This window comes from Amycolatopsis sp. NPDC006131 (assembly GCF_040614175.1).
Lineage (GTDB): Bacteria > Actinomycetota > Actinomycetes > Mycobacteriales > Pseudonocardiaceae > Amycolatopsis_E > Amycolatopsis_E tucumanensis.
The window spans coordinates 12,406-32,063 of sequence record NZ_JBEXTX010000095.1 but is presented as its reverse complement, the minus strand read 5'-3'; the positions used below and the strand labels follow the sequence as shown (position 1 = coordinate 32,063).

Annotated in this window: 15 protein-coding genes and 1 pseudogene; 8 read left to right on the top strand and 8 right to left on the bottom strand. The window is 70.9% G+C overall.

Features of this window, described 5'->3' with window-relative positions; genetic code table 11:
- Nucleotides 1-314: 314 nt before the first annotated feature.
- Entirely contained in the window at nt 315-1,907 is a 1,593-nt protein-coding gene (locus ABZ215_RS33835) for a tannase/feruloyl esterase family alpha/beta hydrolase (protein WP_354954395.1), read from the bottom strand.
- A gap of 87 nt (nt 1,908-1,994) precedes the next feature.
- On the bottom strand, nt 1,995-3,071 hold the full coding sequence (locus ABZ215_RS33830; protein ID WP_354954393.1) for an isocitrate/isopropylmalate family dehydrogenase: 1,077 nt from the start codon (nt 3,069-3,071) through the stop codon (nt 1,995-1,997).
- Nucleotides 3,072-3,122: 51 nt separating this feature from the next.
- Here ABZ215_RS33830 and ABZ215_RS33825 point away from each other — a divergent pair.
- The 3 genes and pseudogenes from ABZ215_RS33825 to ABZ215_RS33815 form a co-directional block, all read left to right on the top strand.
- Nucleotides 3,123-3,173 (top strand): annotated as a pseudogene (locus tag ABZ215_RS33825) (MerR family transcriptional regulator); the annotation flags it as partial.
- Nucleotides 3,174-3,298: 125 nt separating this feature from the next.
- The gene (locus ABZ215_RS33820) at nt 3,299-3,538 is read left to right on the top strand and encodes a hypothetical protein (protein ID WP_354954391.1); all 240 of its coding nucleotides are present in this window, start codon (nt 3,299-3,301) and stop codon (nt 3,536-3,538) included.
- Entirely contained in the window at nt 3,535-4,455 is a 921-nt protein-coding gene (locus ABZ215_RS33815; RefSeq protein WP_354954389.1) for an aldehyde reductase, read from the top strand. The genes ABZ215_RS33820 and ABZ215_RS33815 overlap by 4 nt, the downstream gene beginning before the upstream one ends.
- A 241-nt stretch (nt 4,456-4,696) precedes the next feature.
- On the opposite strand, the gene ABZ215_RS33810 is transcribed toward ABZ215_RS33815, so the two are convergent.
- The 5 genes from ABZ215_RS33810 to ABZ215_RS33790 form a co-directional block, all read right to left on the bottom strand.
- A complete protein-coding gene (locus ABZ215_RS33810) occupies nt 4,697-5,494 on the bottom strand; it encodes a crotonase/enoyl-CoA hydratase family protein (RefSeq protein WP_354954387.1) in 798 nt (265 codons plus the stop codon).
- Between the two features lie 58 nt (nt 5,495-5,552).
- On the bottom strand, nt 5,553-7,364 hold the full coding sequence (locus tag ABZ215_RS33805) for a glycerophosphodiester phosphodiesterase family protein (RefSeq protein WP_354954385.1): 1,812 nt from the start codon (nt 7,362-7,364) through the stop codon (nt 5,553-5,555).
- 63 nt (nt 7,365-7,427) lie between these two features.
- Entirely contained in the window at nt 7,428-8,450 is a 1,023-nt protein-coding gene (locus tag ABZ215_RS33800; protein WP_354954383.1) for a LacI family DNA-binding transcriptional regulator, read from the bottom strand.
- A 16-nt stretch (nt 8,451-8,466) separates the two neighbouring features.
- The gene (locus ABZ215_RS33795; RefSeq protein ID WP_235716273.1) at nt 8,467-8,802 is read right to left on the bottom strand and encodes a hypothetical protein; all 336 of its coding nucleotides are present in this window, start codon (nt 8,800-8,802) and stop codon (nt 8,467-8,469) included.
- Nucleotides 8,799-9,704, bottom strand: a complete 906-nt coding sequence (locus ABZ215_RS33790; RefSeq protein ID WP_017981535.1) for a DUF6772 family protein — start codon at nt 9,702-9,704, stop codon at nt 8,799-8,801. Before ABZ215_RS33790 ends, ABZ215_RS33795 begins: the two co-directional genes overlap by 4 nt.
- Before the next feature lie 110 nt (nt 9,705-9,814).
- Here ABZ215_RS33790 and ABZ215_RS33785 point away from each other — a divergent pair, with 110 nt between their 5' ends.
- From ABZ215_RS33785 to ABZ215_RS33765, 5 genes are all read left to right on the top strand, one after another.
- A complete protein-coding gene (locus ABZ215_RS33785; RefSeq protein WP_354954381.1) occupies nt 9,815-11,122 on the top strand; it encodes an MFS transporter in 1,308 nt (435 codons plus the stop codon).
- Between the two features lie 88 nt (nt 11,123-11,210).
- Nucleotides 11,211-12,125, top strand: a complete 915-nt coding sequence (locus tag ABZ215_RS33780; protein WP_027936482.1) for a helix-turn-helix domain-containing protein — start codon at nt 11,211-11,213, stop codon at nt 12,123-12,125.
- A 9-nt stretch (nt 12,126-12,134) separates the two neighbouring features.
- The gene (locus tag ABZ215_RS33775) at nt 12,135-12,878 is read left to right on the top strand and encodes an AAA family ATPase (RefSeq protein ID WP_354954379.1); all 744 of its coding nucleotides are present in this window, start codon (nt 12,135-12,137) and stop codon (nt 12,876-12,878) included.
- A 126-nt stretch (nt 12,879-13,004) separates the two neighbouring features.
- On the top strand, nt 13,005-14,459 hold the full coding sequence (gene styD, locus ABZ215_RS33770; protein ID WP_354954377.1) for a phenylacetaldehyde dehydrogenase StyD: 1,455 nt from the start codon (nt 13,005-13,007) through the stop codon (nt 14,457-14,459).
- Nucleotides 14,460-14,484: 25 nt separating this feature from the next.
- Entirely contained in the window at nt 14,485-15,609 is a 1,125-nt protein-coding gene (locus ABZ215_RS33765) for an NDMA-dependent alcohol dehydrogenase (RefSeq protein WP_354954375.1), read from the top strand.
- Nucleotides 15,610-15,664: 55 nt separating this feature from the next.
- Here the strand turns inward: ABZ215_RS33765 and ABZ215_RS33760 are convergent, their stop codons facing one another.
- Complete coding sequence (locus tag ABZ215_RS33760) at nt 15,665-19,423, bottom strand: hypothetical protein (protein ID WP_354954373.1); 3,759 nt, start codon at nt 19,421-19,423, stop codon at nt 15,665-15,667.
- Nucleotides 19,424-19,658: the final 235 nt, after the last annotated feature.

Genomic DNA, 19,658 nt, shown 5'->3' with positions numbered 1-19,658 from the left:
ACGCAAAGCCAGCCACTTCCTCGCCTTCCTCACCCTCGGAGCCGCCCTGACCTGCTACAAGAAACTCCGCAAACACACCACATGAGACACGCTCTTAGTCGCCGACCAGCCGTGTCAAGGCACGCTTTCCCGCCTTGACACGGCTGCTCGGCGACTGAAACACAATCAGGCATCGGGGGCGGGGGTGGTCGTAAGGTGACCTTCCGAGCGCCGTGAGGCGCCCCTGCGCGAAGCGCAGGAAAAAGATCAAAAGAGAGTCCTCGCCGCACGGGCAGGCGACGGGATGACCACCCGGCTCGGGTTGGGTGCGAAGATCACCCGGTGCAGGTGAAGCTTGCCGCTGCGGCCGGGTCGCCTCCCCGGTAGCGGGGCCAGGCCGGGTATTCGCACAGTGGGCGGGCTCGGCTGGTGGTGGCGTCGGTGACCACCGGGTCGACGGGCGCCTCCCGGTGTTCAGCCCAGTTTTCCAGTGCGGTCAGCGAATCCCATGCGGCGGGGAAGGCCGCGCTCACGTTCGCGTGGTTCGCGCCGGGGATGAGATAGAACCTCGCGAAGGTGTCCGTCGCCCGCTTGCCCAGTGTGCGCTCCACCCGCTCGAAGTAGTCCGCTGTGGACCGGTGGCTGACCAGCTCGTCCGCTGTTCCGTGCAGCAGCAGGAGTTTGCCGCCGGCCCGGGCGAAACGGCTCAGGTCCGGGTTGTTCACGTCCTGCAGCCCGGCCAGCTCCGCGATCCGCTCCCGCCACGGGCCCGGGTGCCGTGGATCAACCGACAGGGCGTCGAAACCGGGGTCGCGGGTCACGAAGTACCGCACCCACTGGTCCCAGAACTGGACACCGTAACCAGCGGCGGTCGGCATCGGGGTGGTGGGGGCCACCGTGCCCATGCCGAGCAGCGGGGTGGTCATCGCGGCGCCGGACAGGAACGGGAAACCCGGATAGCCGCGCTCGCCGCTGCCCAGGTGGTAGTTCCACCGCAGCGGAGACGAAATCGCCTTGACCGCGCGGATCTGCGCGTCCGACAGGCACGTGTCGCCCGTGTCCGCGCCGTCGGGGCAGCGCAACGACCTAGGATCGAACCGGCAACCGGGCTCGTTCGAGATCACGCCGTCGCGCAGGCCGTCGAGGCCGTCGCAGGCCTGAATGACACTGCGGTACAACAAGGTTTGCTTAGCGGGATTGGGGAACGCGCCGGGCTGGGACAGCACCTGCGCTTCGTAACCGAAAAACAGGTCCAGGCTCGCCGCGTTCCACGCCGGGTACGCCGAGATCACGCCGTCGAAATCCGCGGGCCACCGTTGCGCCACGGCCAGCGCCTCACGGCCACCGGTCGAGCCGCCCGCGAAATAACTGTGCGACGGGCGCGCCGAATACCGCTCGGCGATCAGGAACATCGCGGCATCACGGGTCTTCTTCAGCGCGTCGCCCGAGAAGTTTCGCACCGCCTCGTCGTTCACCCCGAACGAGCCGTCGAGCGAGGTCGCCGGGACGTGCGCCGGCGAGGCCTGGTGACCGGAGTCGCTCGCGAACGTCGCATAACCCCGCGCCAGGGGAGTAGGCCCGCCGACCGGTCCGAACGGGACGTTGCCCGCCACGTTCGGGATCGTGCCGTTGTAGCCGCCGCCGCCGAACATCAGCGCCTTGCCGTTCCACTCCGCGGGCAACGCGACGCGCATCCGGATGTCCGGCGCCGCCGGGTCGACCGGGTGCAGCGCCGCGTCCACCTGGCAGTAGGTGCCCGTGACCTGAGCCGACGTCACCGTGCCGCCGCTGGTCGGCAGGCCGATCACGGCGGCCGGGATCGCGAGCCCCGCCAGCGCGGCGCACGACGCGGCCGGATCCGCCTGCGCCGGCGCCGCGAGTGCCGCGGCCGCCAGCGCCGGGACGAGCACGGCAACAGACCTTCTCATGGGCGATCCTCCCTGCGCACCGTTGCGAGATCGCCAGGGTAGGCAGCGCCCGGGACGGTCCACCATGTCGGCGGACCACAGCGTCGGTCAGCCCGTCATGTGCTTGATCGACACCACCACGGCGTCGGTGAACGCTCGGGTGCCTGCCGAGCCGCCGAGGTCCGGTGTCGTCACGCCGCCGCGGATCGTGTCGGCGACCGCCTCGCGGACGGTGCTCGCGACCCGGGCCGGCGCCGGGTCGTCGTGGCGCTCGCCCAGCCACTCCAGCAGCATCGCGGCCGACAGGATCATCGCCACCGGGTTCGCCACGTCCCGCCCCGCGATGTCCGGCGCGGAACCGTGCGACGCCTGCGCCATCCCGCGTGTCGCCGACACGTTCACCGACGGGGCGATGCCGAGCGAGCCCGCGATCTCCGCGGTCAGGTCGGACAGGATGTCGCCGAACATGTTCTCCGTGACGATCACGTCGAACTCCGGCGCGCGCCGCACCAGGGCGGCGGCCATCGCGTCGATGTGCGCGTCGCCGACCTCGACGTCCGGGTACTGCCGCGCCACCTCGCGGCAGACGTCCAGGAACAGCCCGCTGGTCAGCCGCAGCACGTTCGCCTTGTGCACCACTGTCACCCGGCGCCGCCGTTGCCGCGCCAGCCGGAACGCCTCGTGCGCGATCCGCTCCACCGACTCACGGGTGAAGATCGCGTGCGCGATCGCCACGTCCGGCGTCGGCATGAACTCGCCGGCCCCGGCGAAGGTGTTGCGGTCGGCGTAGAAACCCTGGGTGTTCTCCCGCACGATCACCAGGTCGGTGCCCGGGACCAGTGCCCGCGCCCCGTCGAACGCCCTGGCCGGGCGGATGTTGGCGAACAGGTCGAAGTGCTTGCGCAGGAACCCGCTCGGGTTGAGCCGTGAGCGGTGCGGCTCCGGGTAGGACGCGTTGTCGTGCGGGCCGAGCAGCCAGCCGTCCACACCGGACAGCGCCTCGACCGTGGAATCCGGCAGGGGAGTGCCGAACTCGTCGATCGCCGATCGGCCCACCGGCAGCGGTACCCATTGGATGTCGAGTTCCTGCGCCGCCGCGTCCACCACGCGGACCGCCGCCGGCACGATCTCCGGCCCGATGCCGTCCCCGTCCATCACCCCGAGGCGGTACGTGTCCTGCGTCATGTCAGCCCTTCCCTTGACTTCAAGCGCTTCAACTATCCGACACTGGCCGGTATGAGCACGATCCAGGAGGTCTCCCGGCGCAGCGGACTGCCGGAACCCACCCTGCGTTACTACGAGAGGATCGGCCTGATGGGCCGGTCGACCGCGACGAGTCCAGCGGGCACCGCCGGTACCCGCCCGAGCTGGTCGAGACCATCGAGGCGCTCGGCTGCCTCCGCTCGACCGGCATGAGCCTGGCCGACATGCGGGTCTACCTGCGCCACCTCGACGGCGGCGACCCGGCCGAGCAGCGCGACCTGTTCGCCCGCGACGTCGAACGGCTGGACGCCGAGATCGAGCGGCTGCGCGTGCGCCGCGACTACCTGCGGCTCAAGGCCGAGCTGTGGGACGCGCGGGACCGCGGTGACGCGGCCGCCGAAGAACGAGCCGTCGACGAGATCCGGGGCCTGCTGCCCCGGCTCAAGTGACCGCGCGCGGCCCCGTCCTGGTCACGGGCGGGACGGGGTTCGCCGGCACGCACGTCATCGCCCGCCTGCTGCGCGACGGGTGGGCCGTGCGGACGACGGTCCGGTCGACTGATCGAGCCGGGGAAGTGCGCGAGGCGGTCGGCGGGGACCCCGAGTTCGCCGTCGCCACCCTGGACAGCGACGAGGGCTGGGCGGAGGCGGCCGACGGCTGCGAGTACGTGCTGCACGTCGCCTCCCCGTTCCCGGCCGACGACCCGGCCGACGAGGACGAGGTGATCCGCCCGGCGCAGGACGGCGCGGTGCGGGTGCTTCGCGCCGCCCGGGACGCGGGGGTGCGGCGCGTGGTGCTGACCTCGTCGTTCGCCGCCGTCGGATACAGCGGCACGACCCGCGGCTTCTACGACGAGACCGACTGGACCGACCCGGCGGACGACAACACCGCGTACGTGAAGTCGAAGGCCGTCGCGGAGCGGGCGGCGTGGGACTACGCGCGCGACGGCGGGCCGGAGCTGGCGGTGATCAACCCGACCGGCATCTTCGGGCCGGTGCTGAGCCCCCGGCTGTCCACCTCGACCGGCCTGATCAAGGCGATGCTGGAGGGGACGATGCCGGTGGTGCCGAGGTCGTACTTCGGCGTGGTCGACGTCCGCGACGTGGCCGACGCGCACGTGCGCGCGATGACCACGCCGTCGGCCGCCGGCGAGCGGTTCCTCGTGAGCAGCGGGCCGGCGATGAGCTTCGCGCAGATCGCCGAGCTGCTGGGCGTGCCGGTGCGCGAGGCTCCCGGCGAGCCCGATGTGCCGGTGATCCGCACGGACAAGGTGCGGGAGGTCCTGGGCTGGGTACCCCGCGACCCCGCGACGAGCATCCGCGAGACAGCGGAGAGCCTGCGGCGGTCGGGCCTGCTCCGGGGCTGAGGCCGGAGCCGTGGACCGGGCAGTGTGCGCGGCTGGGGTGTTCGCCCGGGTCGACGGGGCGCGGCGGGCGCGGGCGTGGGGCTGGGGCGCGTGGGGTGGGTCGTGCGGGCACGGGCGTGGGGCCTGGGTGCGTGGGTATGGGGCCTGTGGGCGTGGGGCCCGGGCGCGTGGGGTGGGGCCTGCGGGCGTGGGGCCCGGGCGTGAGCGTGGAACTCGCGCGCCGGGGTGTGGGACTCGCGGTTCAGGCCGGGTCGGTGAAGCGTGGCGCCCGTTTCTCGAACGACGCGGTCACCGCCTCGACCTGGTTCGGGCTGCCGATCAGCGCGGTGATTTCCCGCTGCTCCGCCGCGAACCCGGCCTCGTGGTCGCGCGGCAGGTCCAGCAGGCGCTTCGCCGCGCGGACCGCGTCCGGGCTGCGCCCGGCGATCGACCGGGCCAGCTCCAGCGCCTCCGCCCGCGGGTCGTCGGCCACGCGCGTCGCCAGGCCGAGCGACACCGCCTCGGCGCCGCTCACGATCCGTCCCGTGAAGGTCAGCTCCTTCGCCACGTCCCGGCCGACCAGCTCGGGCAGCACCTGCGTGCCGGTCATGTCCGGGATCAAGCCCCACTTGATCTCCAGCACCGACAGCTTCGCGTCCGCCGCGACGATCCGGATGTCCGCGCCCAGCGCCACCTGCAGCCCGCCGCCCAGGGCGTGCCCGGTGATCGCGGCGATCACCGGCACCGGCAGCTCGGTCCACACATAGGCGGCGCGCTGCCCGGTCGCCTTGGCCGGGCCGTCGGCGGGCGGCAGGTCGACGTCGGCGCTGATCCGGTCGCCGGAGCGCATCGCCTGGAAGGCCGCTAAGTCCAGGCCGGCGCAGAAGTCTGGCCCCTCGCCGGAGAGCACGACCGCCCGCAACCCCGGCTCGGTCTTCAGCCGTTCGCCCGCCCGCACCAGGGCCGCGAACATCGCCGGGTCCAGCGCGTTGCGCTTGTCGGCACGGTTGAGCCGCACGTCGGCGACGCCTTGACTGATCTCGATGCGCACGCGATCCACCGCGCCAGTCTCACCCGGACGGGGTGGCGGGGACAAGATCGCCCCGCCACCCCAGGCCTCAGCGACCCGCGATCAACGCGAGGTCCGCCAGCAGGATCCGCTCCAGCTCCGGCGCGAACCCGGCCCGGCGCACCGCGTCGGCGGCCTGGTCGAAGCGCCCGGCGTCCAGGTGGCGCAGGATCGTCGCCGTCTCCTCAGGGCGCGTCCCGGCCTCGGCGACCAGCACCCGCACGCCCGTCACGTCGACCACGACGTCGAACTTCGCCGACGCCGAAGCCGTCCCACCCGGGCCGGTCGCGATGGCGACCAGTTCGTGCGCGCCGGCGGCCAGCGAGCGCGGGTCCAGCGGCACCGCCGGGTCGATCCGCGTGCCGTCCAGCGTCACCGAGACCGACGAGGCGTCCCGCGCCGACACCGCGACCGACGCCGGCACGAACCGCCGCAGCTCACCCGGCACCGAAATCGACACAGACGGCGCCGCGTGGCCCGACCGCCAGCCGGCGAGCTCGCCCGCCCGGTCGGTGATGATCGCGTCCACCCCGGCGTCGGCCAGCTTCCGCCAGGTCGCGGCGTCGTTCACCGTGTAGGGCATCACGGCGATCCCGGCGGAGTTCAGCTGGGACACCGCGTCCGGACGCGTCAGCAGCGCGGCGGCGGACGGGTTGTACGTCACCACCCCGAACGCCTTCGCCGTCGCCACCGGATCGGCGTCCACCGCGCCCCGCAGCAGCCCCAGCGGGATCTCCGGCGCGACCGCCCGCGCGTCCCGCAGGACCTGCTCGTCGAAGCTCTGCACCAGCACCTGCCGCGCCATGCCGCGGCTGCGCACCTCGTCCAGGATCCGCGTGGTCTCCGCGCGGGTCTCCGGGCCCTTGATCTCCAGCAGCAGCGTCGACCCGCTGGTGCGGACCAGGTCCAGCACCTGCCCGAGCGTCGGCACCTTCTGCCCGGCGAACGCGGGCGAGAACCACGACCCCGCGTCCAGCGCGGTGACCTGAGCGGCGGTCAGCGTCGAGATGTCGCCGGTGCCCGGGGTGGTCCGGTCGACGGTGTTGTCGTGCATGACCACCGGCACGCCGTCGCGGGTGGTCTGCGCGTCGATCTCCACGTACTCGGCGCCGGCGCGGATCCCCGCCTCGACGGCGGCGAGGGTGTTCTCCGGCGCGACCGCGGAGTAGCCGCGGTGCGCGACCGTGAGCGGCAGGGCACCGTCCGGCTGGGTCACCGGCAGCGGTTCGAGCTGGGTGACCACCACGTCGTCGACGCTGATCTTCGCGCCGTCGGCGATGAACCCGAACACGCCCGACGCGCTGCGCCGCAGCTTGGTCGTGGTCAGGACTGTCTTGCCGTCGAAGCTCCAGCTCGCGCGGCTGCCGTGCACCTCGATCGCCACCCGGACGTCGCGCCCGGTGCCCGCGTCGTACGGCGCGGCGGCGGTGTCGGTGACGTTCCAGGTGTTCGCCTCGGTGCGCTGCGCGAACTCGATGCCGTTGGTCGCGGTGGAGGCCGACCGCATGACCGCCTGGCTCCACGGCACGGCCCCGCCGGGCGCGGTGTCGAGCACGATGCCGGCCCAGCGGCTGGAGTTGGTCACCGAGTCGAACCGGATGGTGGCCTCGGTGCGGAAGTCCTCCAGGTGCGTGCCGAAGGTGATCCGGGACAGCGTGCCGGGCGCGGTGTTGGTCAGCTTGCCGCCGCTGACCTGCCAGGTGCCGGCGACCGGCGTCCACCCGGCGGGCAGCGCGCCGCTGTCGAAGGATTCGCGGACGACGACGTCGCCGGGCGCGGCGGCGGCGAGGGTGGGGACGAGTGCGGCGGCGAGGCCGAGCGCGAGCGCGGCCGCCGTCCACCGGTGGGGAGTGCGTCTCATGCGGCGGACGCTATGTCCGGATTGTGGCGGGAAGGTTGATCTTTCCTGGACGGACGGCGACGATCAGCGCACGACGCGCGCCGAGCCGCGCTCGACGAGTTCGGCGCTCAACCGCACGGTTTCCCGCGGCCGGTCCGGGTCCGCGACCCGCCGCAGCAACAACTCCACCCCGGCCGAGCCGACCTCGTCGGCGGGCAGCCGGATCGTGGTCAGCCCCGGCTCCAGGTAGGCGGCGAACGGGTGATCGCCGTAGCCGAGCACGCGCACGTCGTCGCCGACGGTCAGCCCGCACTCCCGGACCGCCTTGTAGACCCCGAGCGCGAAGTAGTCGTTGCCGGTGACCACCAGCTCCGGGTGGTGCTCACGGCTGATCAGCCCGGCCGCGAGCCGGTGGGCGTCGTCCGGCCGCCACGGCAGCGCCGCGTCCCGCGTCCGGTGCCCGGGCACCTTCAGCACCAGCGAATCGCCGCCGAGCGCGCGCTGGAAACCCGCGATGCGCTGGGCGACCGTGCTGATCTCCAGGTCCTCCTCGAACAGCCACGCCCGCCCCGGCACGGCCACGCGCGACACCGCGTCCGCGACCGCCTGCTCGACGTCGATGCCGACGAAGTCGAACCCCAGCTCCGGGATGTCGCGGCTGAGCAGCACGACCGGCAGCCCGGCCGCGGACAGCTCCGCCCACACCCCGGGCCGGTGCTGGATCGGCACCGCGAGCACCCCGTCGACGCCGAAGCGCAGCAGCTGCTGCACCGCGCGTTCCTCGTTGTCCTCGTTCTCCTCGGTGACCAGCAGCAGGACCGAGTACCCGGCGAGACGGCACTGCCGCTCCACCGCGGAGATCAGCGCGGCGTAGAACGGGTTGGACGGGTTGGTGATCACCAGCGCGAGCACCATCGTGGTGCCGGAGACCAGCGACCGGGCGTGGCTGTTCGGCACGTACCCCAGCCGCCGGGCCTCGGCGACGATCATCTCGCGGGTGGCCTCGCTGACCTGGTCCTTGCCCGACAGCGCGCGCGACACCGTGTTCGCGGACAGGCCGACCCTGTCCGCGACGTCACGCAACGTGACCCGCCGAGCGCGCACCACCAGCCTGACCTCCGGATCAACCTTTGCCAACAAGATAGATGCGCAGCTTCCCGGTCGTGCCGGGACCCACGGCGCAGCGCACCCGCAGCCACTGGCCGAACCCGCTCACCGCCCAGGTGATCAGGCCCGGCGCGTCGATGCGGTGCTCGTCGTCGTCCAGCGGGCACCAGTGCAGGCCGTCGGGGGAGATCTCGGTGCGGAAGACCAGCGGGCCGTCCAGGTCGAGGGCCTGCACGAAGAACCGGGCCTCGGCGGCCCACGGCAGCTCGTAGGGTTCGGTCGCGAAGTCCTCGCGCACCACGGTGTTGCGTTCCAGGACAGCCGTCGTCGTCGAGCGCATGTCGTGCCTCACCAATCCACCGAGATCAGGACCGAGTCCAGGAACAGGAAGTTGCGCACGCCGCAGTGCGTGCGGACCGAGAAGTAGAAGTTGAGCAGGTTGTCCAGCGTGCCGTAGCGGTCCGGGTACGGCGGCACGGGCACGTCCCGCATGTCCATCACGCGGTCGTTGAGCTGGAGCTCCACATTGGACCGGGTGCTGGTGTCGATGTCCCAGCGCAGGTAGTGCCAGTTGATCTTGGTGGGCACCTCGTTGACGCACATCTCCAGTGGCTCGCCGAAAGTGCGCCAGTCGTCCGGGTCCGGCGCGGTGAAGTCGGCGGCGTAGGGGAGGGCGAACTTGCCCTCCTGGTGGTCGCGCGGCGTCGGCTCCGGCACCACCGGGTACATCCAGCGGTTCGTCATCTCGCCGTCCAGGTTGGTGTTCTGGTAGCGGATGACGTTGTGGTAGCGCAGGCCGCCGTCCGAGCAAATGTCGGTGGCCACGGTGAACGCCCCGAACTGCGACTCCGACGGGTGCCGGTTGCCGTCCCACGGCACCGACGCGGGCGCCTCGTGCCCGACGGTGGCTTCGGCCTTGAACGCGAAGTGGGTCTCGATGCGGACCCGGCCGCGGCCCGCCATCGTCAGGCGGCGGATGCCGGTCGCGGTGTGGCCGGGGTAGGGGCGCGTCGCGAGCTTGAGCGCGTAGTTGCCGCTCAGCGTGCCGTGCGTGCCGACGTCGAAGAACGTGCACGAGGACAGCTGCGGCGGGCGGAAGTCGCGCATGTGGTCGTCCACGGTGTCCAGGTCGCCGCGGCCGTCGTAGTTGCCGAGCAGCTCGGTCCAGCCGTGCGTGGTGGAGTCGAACCGGTCGAAGCACAGCACGCGGGACAGCGGGTTGTACTTCGACAGGGCCGTCTCATTAACGTTCATGGAAGTCAAAGCGGTTCCTTGTCTCTTGACCGCAGGGAAAGCGAACTCGTAGCCTGTCGCCACCATGAACGTTAATGTAGACGTTCGTCAGACGCAACGAAGGGTCTGCGATGAGACTCCGGATCAGCCGGGCCACGGTGGGCTCGACCGTGGGCACGGCGCTCGAGTGGTACGACTTCTCCCTCTACGGCACGGCCGCCGCACTCGTGCTGCCGCAGGTGTTCTTCCCCTCCGGTGACCCCGTCGTCGCGACCCTGTCGTCGCTGGCCACGTTCGCCGTCGGGTTCTTCGCGCGCCCGGTCGGCGGCGTGATCATCGGCATCCTCGGCGACCGCGTCGGGCGCCGCACGATGCTGTTCGTGACCCTGATGGTGATGGCCGTGGCGTCCACGCTGATCGGCCTGCTGCCCAGCTACGCCACCGCCGGCGTATTCGCGCCGGTGGCGCTGGTGCTGCTGCGGGTCGTGCAGGGGCTCGGCGCCGGCGGCGAGTACGCCGGGGCGATGCTGCTGTCCGCCGAGCACGCCGAAACCAGGGCGCGTGGCATCAACGCCAGCGCGCCGACGCTCGGCAACGCGGTCGGCTCGCTGGTCGCGACCGGCGTGTTCTTCCTGACCTCGGCGCTGATGTCCGATGCGGACTTCACCGGCTGGGGCTGGCGGATCCCGTTCCTGCTCAGCTGCCTGGTCGGCGTCGCGGGCGTGATCGTGCGGCTCAAGGTGCCGGACAGCCCGGAGTTCGAACGCGCCAAGGAGGAGGGCCGCGCCACGCGGGCGCCGCTGCGGACGCTGTTCGCCACGTCCGGGCGCAAGATCCTGCCCGGCATGCTGATCTCCGTCGCACCCAACGTGATCAGCTACCTGCCTTCGGTCTACGCGCTGAGCTACCTGACCAAGGAGGTCGGCACCGCGGCGTGGGTCGGCCTGCTCGGCATCGTCATCGCCAACGCGCTCAAGGTGGTCACCGTGCCGACCGCGGGCTGGCTGTGCGACCGCTTCGGGCGGCGGCCGGTGATGATGACCGGGGCGACCGCGGCGGCGCTGCTGTTCTACCCGTTCTTCTTCCTGCTGGACACCGGCACGCCGGTGGTGATCTGGGCGGCGCTGGTCCTGCTCTACACGCTGTGCAACGACCTGACGCTGGCCTCGCAGGCGACGATGATGTCCGAGCTGTTCCCGGTCGGCTACCGCTACACCGGCGTCACGTTCACGCGCGAGATCGCGGGTGCGGTGGTCGGCGGGTGCATCCCGTTCGTGGCGGCCGCGCTGACGTCCGCGTCCGGCGGGCAGACCTGGCCGATCGCGCTGGTGTGCGGGTTGCTGTGCCTGCTCTCGGTGCTGGGGGCCCGGTTCATCGCCGAGCCGGAGCACCTGCGCCGCCGCGGCGCCGCGCGGGTGACGGCCCCGGCGGGAGGGTGACGCCCGGCACCCCGCCACGTACCATGGCGCCAATCCGACCGGGCGTTCGGTTATTCGAGGCGAGGAGGCCGAGGTGGGCGCGTTCCCGATGACGTTGGACGCCGGCGCCGCGACGAGCCTGGAGTCCTGGCGCGACGTGCTGGCCAGCGCGTTCGTGCCGCTGGACGTCGTCTCGGTCGGGAACCGGTTCCACGGGCGGGTGCACGCCCGGCCGATGGCCGACCTGCAGGTCTCCGTCGTCAGCTCGACGCGCCAGGTCACGCGGCGGACCCGCGGCCTGATCCGGCGCCGGGCGGGTGACCTGTACAAGGTGGGGTTGCAGCTGCGCGGGCACGGCGTCGTCCAGCAGGACGGCCGCACCGCGCGGCTGGCGCCCGGTGATCTGACCGTGTACGACACGAACCGGCCGTACGAGCTGGTTTTCGACGACGACTTCGAGATGCTGGTGCTGCTCGTGCCGCGGCGGCGGCTGAAGCCGCGGGCGCCGCGGGTGGACGATCTGACGGCGGTGACGATCCCCGGTTCGGCCGGCAGTGGCGCGCTGACGTCGGCGTTGCTGCGCGGGCTGGACCCGCGGGTGGCGCGGCCCGGCCCGGAGGCGGGTTTCCTGTCCGACGCGGCGGTCGACATGCTGGCCGCGTGTTTCGCCGCGCAGGCCGAGCCGCCCGCGGACACGGTGGTCACGGCGGCGCAGAGGTACATCGAGGAGCACCTGTCCGACCCGGCGCTGTCCCCGTCCGAAGTGGCCGCCGCGGTGCACGTTTCGTTGCGCCAGCTGCAGAAACTGTTCGAACGCCGCGGCGCGACGATCACCGGCTGGATCCGGGACCGCAGGCTCGAGCGGTGCTGGCACGACCTGGCCGACCCGGCGTTGGCGGCCCGCCCGGTCGCGGCGATCGCGGCGTCGTGGGGCTTGGTGGATGCGGCGCAGTTCAGCCGCACCTTCCGGGCCAAGTACGGCCGCACCCCGCGCGAGCACCGGGCGCAGCTGGTGGCGGGGTAGCGCGCGCCGGTGTTCGTGCAGCGGGTCCGGCTTGCCCCGGGCGCGGATCTGGGCAGCTACCCGTTCACCCTGCCCGTGGTGGCGCACCTGGCCCGCTCCGGCGGTCTGCCGCTGGCGCCCGGGGTGACCTTCCTGGTCGGCGAGAACGGCAGCGGCAAGTCGACCCTGGTGGAGGCGCTCGCGGTAGCCGCGGGTTTCAACCCCGAGGGCGGCAGCCGGAACTTCAACTTCGCGACCCGCGCCAGCGAGTCGGCCCTGGGCGCTCACCTCGTCCTGACCTGGGGCCCGGCCAAGCCGCGCACCGGGTTCTTCCTGCGGGCGGAGTCCTACTACAACGTGGCCTCCGAGATCGAGCGCCTCGACCGCGACCCGGGATCACCGCCCCTGCTGCCCGCGTACGGGGGCGTCTCGCCGCACGAACGCTCGCACGGCGAGTCCTTCCTGGACCTGGTGACGCACCGGTTCGGACCGAACGGGCTGTACTTGCTGGACGAGCCGGAGGCGGCGCTGTCGGTGCGCGGGTGCATGGCCGTGCTCGCGCGGCTGGCCGAACTCGCCCGGCAAGGCAGTCAGATCGTGGTGGCCACGCACTCGCCGATCCTGCTCGCGCTGCCCGGCGCCACGATCCACGAGATCGACGACAGCGGGGAGATCATGCAGGTCGATTACGACGACGCCCTGCCGGTGCGCCTGACCCGCGACTTCGTCGCCGCGCCGCAGCGGTACCTGCGGCACCTGCTCGCCGAGAGCTGATCTGGTGCGCGCACGCACAAGAGCCGTGCGCGCAGACGCAAGACCGGCCACTGTGACGTGGCGCATCCTCGGGACAGACGGCCCGTCCGGGTCGTGGTCGACGCCGATCGCCGAGGAGCACCGCCCGTGACCACCACCGAGACCTTCCCCAGCCAGCTCTTCCTAGCCGGCCAGTGGCGCGACGGCACCGGGGGCACGTTCGCCGACCTCAACCCGGCCACCGAGGAGAAGCTGGTCGACGTCGCCGCCGCGTCCGCGCAGGACGTGGACGCCGCGGTCAGGGCCGCCCGCGCCCAGCTGTCCGGCGAGTGGGCCGCCCTGCCCGGCTCCCAGCGGGGCCTCATCCTCAACCGCGTCGCCGACCTGATCGATCGCGACGCCGAGCTGCTCGCCCGCCTCGAAGCACTCGACATCGGCAAGCCCGTCGGCCAGCCGACCGTCCTCGACATGCCCAACGCCGCCCGCACGTTCCGGCACTTCGCCGGCTGGGCCGACAAGATCACCGGCCAGGTCATCCCGACCGACGGCTACCTCGGCCGCCCCACCCACTCCTACACGCGCCGCGAGCCGGTCGGCGTCATCGCCGCCATCATCCCGTGGAACACGCCGCTGATGATCACCGCGTGGAAGCTCGCCCCCGCGCTCGCCGCGGGCAACACCGTCGTGGTCAAGCCGCCGGAGGACGCGCCGCTGTCGATCCTGCACCTGGCCAAGCTCCTCAAGGAGGCCGGCCTGCCCGACGGCGTGGTCAGCGTGCTGCCCGGGCTCGGCGAGGTCACCGGCCAGGCGCTGATCGACCACCCGGACGTCGACAAGATCAGCTTCACCGGCAGCCCCGAGGTCGGCCGCCACGTCGGCGTCGCCGCGGCCCAGTCGTTCAAGCGCATCACCCTGGAACTGGGCGGCAAGTCGCCGCAGATCATCCTCGCCGACGCCGACCTCGAAGCGGCCATCGGCGGCACCGCGATGGGCCTGTTCTTCAACCAGGGCCAGGTCTGCGCCGCGGGCACCCGCGTGCTCGTGCACCGCTCGCTGTACTCCGACGTGGTCGACGCCCTCGCCGGCGCCGCGCGGCAGCAGGTACTCGGCGACCCGCTCGACCCCGCCACCACCATGGGCGCGCTGGTCAACAAGAAGCAGCAGGAGCGCGTGCTCGGCTACATCGAGAAGGGCCGCGCCGAGGGCGCCCGGCTCGTCGCCGGCGGCGCCCGCCCCGAGCGGCCCGGCTACTTCGTGCAGCCGACCATCTTCGCGGACGTGGACAACGACATGACGATCGCGCGCGAGGAGATCTTCGGCCCGGTCGGCTCGGTGATCCCGTTCGACGACCCGGCCGACGCCGTCCGCATCGCCAACAACACCACCTACGGCCTCGCCGCCACCATCTGGACCCGGGACGTGACCGCCGCGCACACCCTCGCCGCGCAGGTCCGCGCCGGTGCGGTCGGCGTGAACGGCTGGGCCCCGATCGACGCCGCCCTGCCGTGGGGCGGGATGAAGTCCAGCGGCGTCGGCCGCGAGCTCGGCTGGAGCGGGATCCTCGCCAACACCGAGGAGAAGGTCGTCACCGTCGTCCTGTAAGGACGCTCGCTCGAGGAGGAGCAGCATGCCCATCACCACCAAGGTGTCCCTGGTCCGCCAGGCCCCCGGCACCTACGAAACCGCCACCGTCGAGCTGGACGACCCGCGCCAGGGCGAGGTCACCGTCAAGCTGGCCGCGTCCGGCCTGTGCCACTCCGACGACCACGTGGCCACCGGTGACGTGCCCGTCGCGGTGTACCCGTACGTCGGCGGACACGAGGGCGCCGGTGTCGTCACCGCGGTCGGCCCGAACACGCCCGGCTACGAGGTGGGCGACCACGTCGTGTTCTCGTTCCTGCCCGCGTGCGGCAAGTGCGAGTTCTGCGCCCAGGGGCTGTCCAACCTGTGCGACCTCGGCGCGTCGCTGCTCACCGGAGCGCGCGCGGACGACCCGACGAGCTTCCGGATGACCGAGAACGGCAACCCGGTCGGGCAGCAGTGCGGCATCTCTACGTTCGCCGAGTACACCACCGCGTCGGTGGACTCGGTCGTCAAGATCGGCAAGGACATCCCGCTGAAGGCGGCCGCGCTCGTCGGGTGCGGCGTGCCGACCGGGTGGGGTTCGGCGGTCAACTCGGCCAACATCAAGCCCGGCGCGGTCGTGATCGTCATGGGCATCGGCGGCATCGGCGCGAACGCCCTGCAGGGCGCGGCGCACGCCGGCGCGAAGACGATCATCGCCGTGGACCCCGTGCAGTTCAAGCGGGACAAGGCGAAGGTGTTCGGCGCGACCCACGCGTTCGCCACCATCGAGGAGGCCGCCGACCTCGCGCGCTCGCTGACCAACGGGCAGGGCGCGGACGCCACGATCGTGACGATCGGTGTCGTGCAGGGCGACCACGTCGGCCAGGCGCTGGCGTCGATCCGCAAGGCCGGGACGGTCGTGCTGACCGGTCTCGGCAACATCACCGAGGCCGGCGCGCCGATCGCGCTGGGCGACCTGACGCTCATGCAGAAGCGGCTGCAGGGCTCGCTGTTCGGCGAGTCCAACCCGCGCCGCGACATCCCCAACCTGCTGCGCATGTACCAGGCGGGCCAGCTCAAGCTCGAGGAGCTGATCACGCGCGAGTACACACTCGACGAGGTCGCCCAGGCGTACGCGGACATGCACGCGGGCCGCAACATCCGCGGCCTGGTGGTGTTCGACTGAGACGGCGGACGGCCCGGCGCTCGACGGGGGTGCCGGGCCGTCCGTGTTCAGCCGTTCAGTGACTGATGTCGAGGATCACCGGGACGATGCGAAATTCTGGTGCGAGACGCGCGGCCTGCGCGTGCAGGGTCCGCAGGAGACCTTCGCGATCGTCCGGACTTGCCCGCCACTTGCGTGGTCGCTGCTCCGGCGAGACCCAGTAGACGAGGTAGATGCCGCACCGCAAGCCCGCCGGGTCGAGATAGCGGTCCACCAGCTGTGTTTCCATGGCAGTGAGTAGTTCTGGGTGGCTGACCAACTTCGCCTCGGCGAGCACGACTGCTTGCCGAGGGGGCTGGGTAGCGGTCGAAGCGATCACGGTCAGATCGGCCCGGTCTCCGATGCCCTTGTTCCGGCGGCGCCGGACCTGCAGTTCCCGGCCTACGACTGTGTTGTTGCCGAGACGCTCGAGCTGGCGCCGCACCCAGTCGGAGATGTCGTCTTCGGACTGGGGTGCGGGGTCGTCACCGAAATTCCACACGTCTCGGAAGCTGCCGAGGCGAATCTCGCGTTGGAGCTCGCCGAAGTTCTCGCACAGGACCTCAAGCAGGGTCTGGTCGTCACGAACGAGACGCGCGTCGGCCCTGCCCAGCAGCGCGAGGAGGTCGACCGGCTCGATCGGCCGGAACCTACGATCAGCCGCGCGGCCCCGTGCCTGGTCGAGCTGCAGCGACAACACGCGCCGGTCATCTTCCGAGCGCCCTTCCCGCAGTGCGGTCAGGGTGTCGACCATGCCGCGGAACGCGAGCTCCTCGAGTACCCGGTCCCGGACGCGACGCGCGCTGTCATGTGGCGAGAAGGTTGTCCATGGTGGGTCGTCGGCGCGGGGCAATCGTTCGAAAAGAACGCGAGCAAGAACAGCGAGCCCCGGGTCGTCGAGGACTGTGAAGGCGAGAACAGGTGCGACTCTTTCCACATCCTCATCAGTGAGCAGACCTCTTTCGAACCCTGCGATCACGAACTCTGGATCAACTTTGGCCAGAGCCATCAAGGCCGCCTCTCGTAGTTCGGAGGGGCCTTCCTCGTAGATCTGCCGACAGATTTCAGCTGCGGCCTGTGGCACCTCTGTGGCGACCAGATCAATGAGTGTCCGCCCGGCAGGACCGGTGAAGTCGCCCCGAACGAGGCGTTCACCTAGCGCCGGTGTCAGTTCGGGAATCAGCTCCCGATAGACCTCGTAGGGCGTGAGCGGCTGGTCATCATCGCGGAGGGCGGCCAGAGCCGCCTCGGCTAACCAAATCCTCGCTTCGGCAGGCGCGACGGCCAGCAACTGCCGCCTGAGGCCGGCGTTCTTGTCCGTCCCGTCGATCCACGCTGTGACGATGGGTGCGGACCAGCGGCGCCACACGACGTGCTCCAGCGAGGTGATGGCCTCGGGGCAGTGCGCCACCATGGTTGTCAGCAGGTGTACGCCGGACCAGTCGGGCATCACCTCGTGAATTCGAACGGAACCGAGGTATCGCGTGGGGAGCGTTGGTTCGTGGTTTTGCAGGTACAACAGGCCCTTTGCGAGTACCTGATCACGTTCGGTTTCGTCGAGCAGCTTCCAGCCCGCACGTTCCGTGAGGTCTTGGCTGAGGAGTTCGTGACGCGAGTTGGGTGCGGCGAGTGCGGCAGCGATCCGCCACCAGTTGTCGGCGTTCTCACTGCAGACGAGGGCTTCATCGAGTCGGCGGCGGTGCTCTTCGTGAGTTTCGGCCGCTTCAGCGTCCAGCTCGAGTTCTCGTCTACGGAGCCGCTGCCCGCGCTGTCCCGCTGGTGAATTCAGCGCTACCGCGTCCCGGAGGTAAGCGGTCGCGGTAAAGGCGGGGTGGCTCTCCGGCATGGCGAGGATGCGGTTCGCCTGATCGGCGTTGGCGTTCCGCACGAGGAAGGTCAGGACTTCGACCAGCGCGGGCTGGGCCCGTTCGGGAAGTGCGGGGAGTTCGTCGATGAGGAAGATGATGTCCTCGTCGTCCGCCAGTCCGTGGGTGAGGAGGTCTACCCAGTGGGGTTCCTCGACGTACTCGGCGACGAGGGTGAGCAGTCTCCGTCGCGCGGCGCTCTCGCCCCCGGCCCAAGGTGCTTGTTTACCGATCGCCCAGGGGTTGCGGGATCGGCCGCTGATCAACTTCGCGATCAGTCGGGCCAGATGCGGATCGGAACCGGCCGGATCCGAAAGTCGCCACCCTCGATCGGCGAGATGGGGTAGAAGTTGTCCGTAAGCCGCTTCATCGGTGTCCCCTTCGCGCACCGCCCAGTCCATGACCGAGGGAAGGTCGTGGACCGGGATGCTCTCGGCGAGCTGTCCGAGGAGGACCAGGTATGCGCCGACCAGATCCAGGTTCCTCCTCGGCCGCAGAGCCGCGAGCAGCTCGGCGGTGCTCAGCAACTCGGGGTAAAGCACCTCAACGGCGGTGGCGAGCAGCTCGTCGTCCGGGTCGTCGGCTCGGGTCAGATGCAGGAGCGGGGACAGACATCTGGTGGTCGCGTTGTCGCCGAACGAAGCGACTGTGGTCGCCGCCGCGCGACGCACCCACGCAGGCCAGGTCGCATCCAGCGCCACGTCCAGCAGGTACCTCGCCAATGCTGAGCAGCGACCCGCTTCCGCCAGCTGCGCGATCCACCACAGGTGAACCGGTTCGGACGGAGCGGGGTCGAGATGCCGTAGGAGATCGTGTTTGAGGTCCGGATAGGCGAGTCCGGTGAGGTCGAGTCCCCACTCCGGTTCACCCTCGCCATGAGCGGCCTTGGCGAGAACAGCGTCGACGACGAGTGCTCTGACCTCGTCGGCAGGAATCTCCACGCCGGTTTGCACGAGGACATGGGCGTTCGGCGGGACGAAGTCGCTCATCACCTCCGGGTTGAGCGCGGTGATCCAAGCGGTGACACCGGCGAGCGCACCAGCCACCCGGCCGTCGGTGTCGGCGCCGAGCAGGTCCCTTACTTGCTGATGGGTCACGTGACGGTGTTGGACGACGTAGCGTGCCGCCAGATACTCGGCGTATTGCTGGTGCCGAAAGGCCACCGAGCCGCTGCCGGCGGCTTCGAAGAGGGCCGTGCTGATGACGGCTTCGTAGTGGGCTGCGCCGATCGGTATCCCCGGTTCGTCCGGCTCGGGTGTGGAAGGCAGGGAGTCGAGGTCGCGGAGCGCTGGGGAAAAGGTTTTGTTCGACAGGCAGAAGCGCGTGAAGCCACCGAACACCGACATCGCCGCGAGACGCATCGCAACGCGGGTCCTGCGGTCCAGCAACGGGTCATCCGTGGCAGCCGGCCGGTTGCCGGCGAGCATGCGTTCCACCTCGTATGCGATCGCGGCGAGCTGGTCTTCCGGTAATCGGTGCGTGTCGCGCCACTGCTCGGCCGCAGCCGTGAGCCGCAGCGCCGAGGCCGCGAGCCTGCCCAGTTTGGCGGAAGTCAGCGCCGTGAGGAAGTCGGCAGGAGCGCTGACCCGATCAGCCGCGGCCTGTGCCGCCTCAGGCGTCAGAGGTAGGAGGACAAGTTCGCGAAAACCCGGCAGAGATCCTCTCAAAGATGCCGAGAGTGACGCTTCCCAGGCCGAGGGCCGGCAGGCCAGACGCCAGAGCACCCGGCGCGCCTCGGGTTTCGACAGGTGGTGTTCCACAATCCTCAGCGCGGCGGGTTCTTCCCGAGCGACGACGTCCAAACTGTCCAGATAGACGGGGCAGCCGCGAGTGATCGCGGAAACCAGCTCGTCGTGGATGCCGCGCTTGTCGTGCAAGCTGAGGTCGATCGCGACCGCCCCGGGCTCGAGGCGGCGGAGGGCGTCGAGCAACGTGGTCTTCCCTGCCCCGCCCGGTGAGAGGAGAACGAAACTATCCGCACCTGCCAGTTCGGGCGCCGGCACCGGGGGAGTACCGCCAAAGTACCACGGAATTCCCGTCGGCGGGGTTATCAGGAAACCGTGCCGGTCGAGCAGACCATCCACACCATCGGCGACGGGCCGGACGTAGCGGTCCAGCCCCTCAGGGAGATCGGCGATGACTCCTCCTCACCGAGCGGGCCGGTTC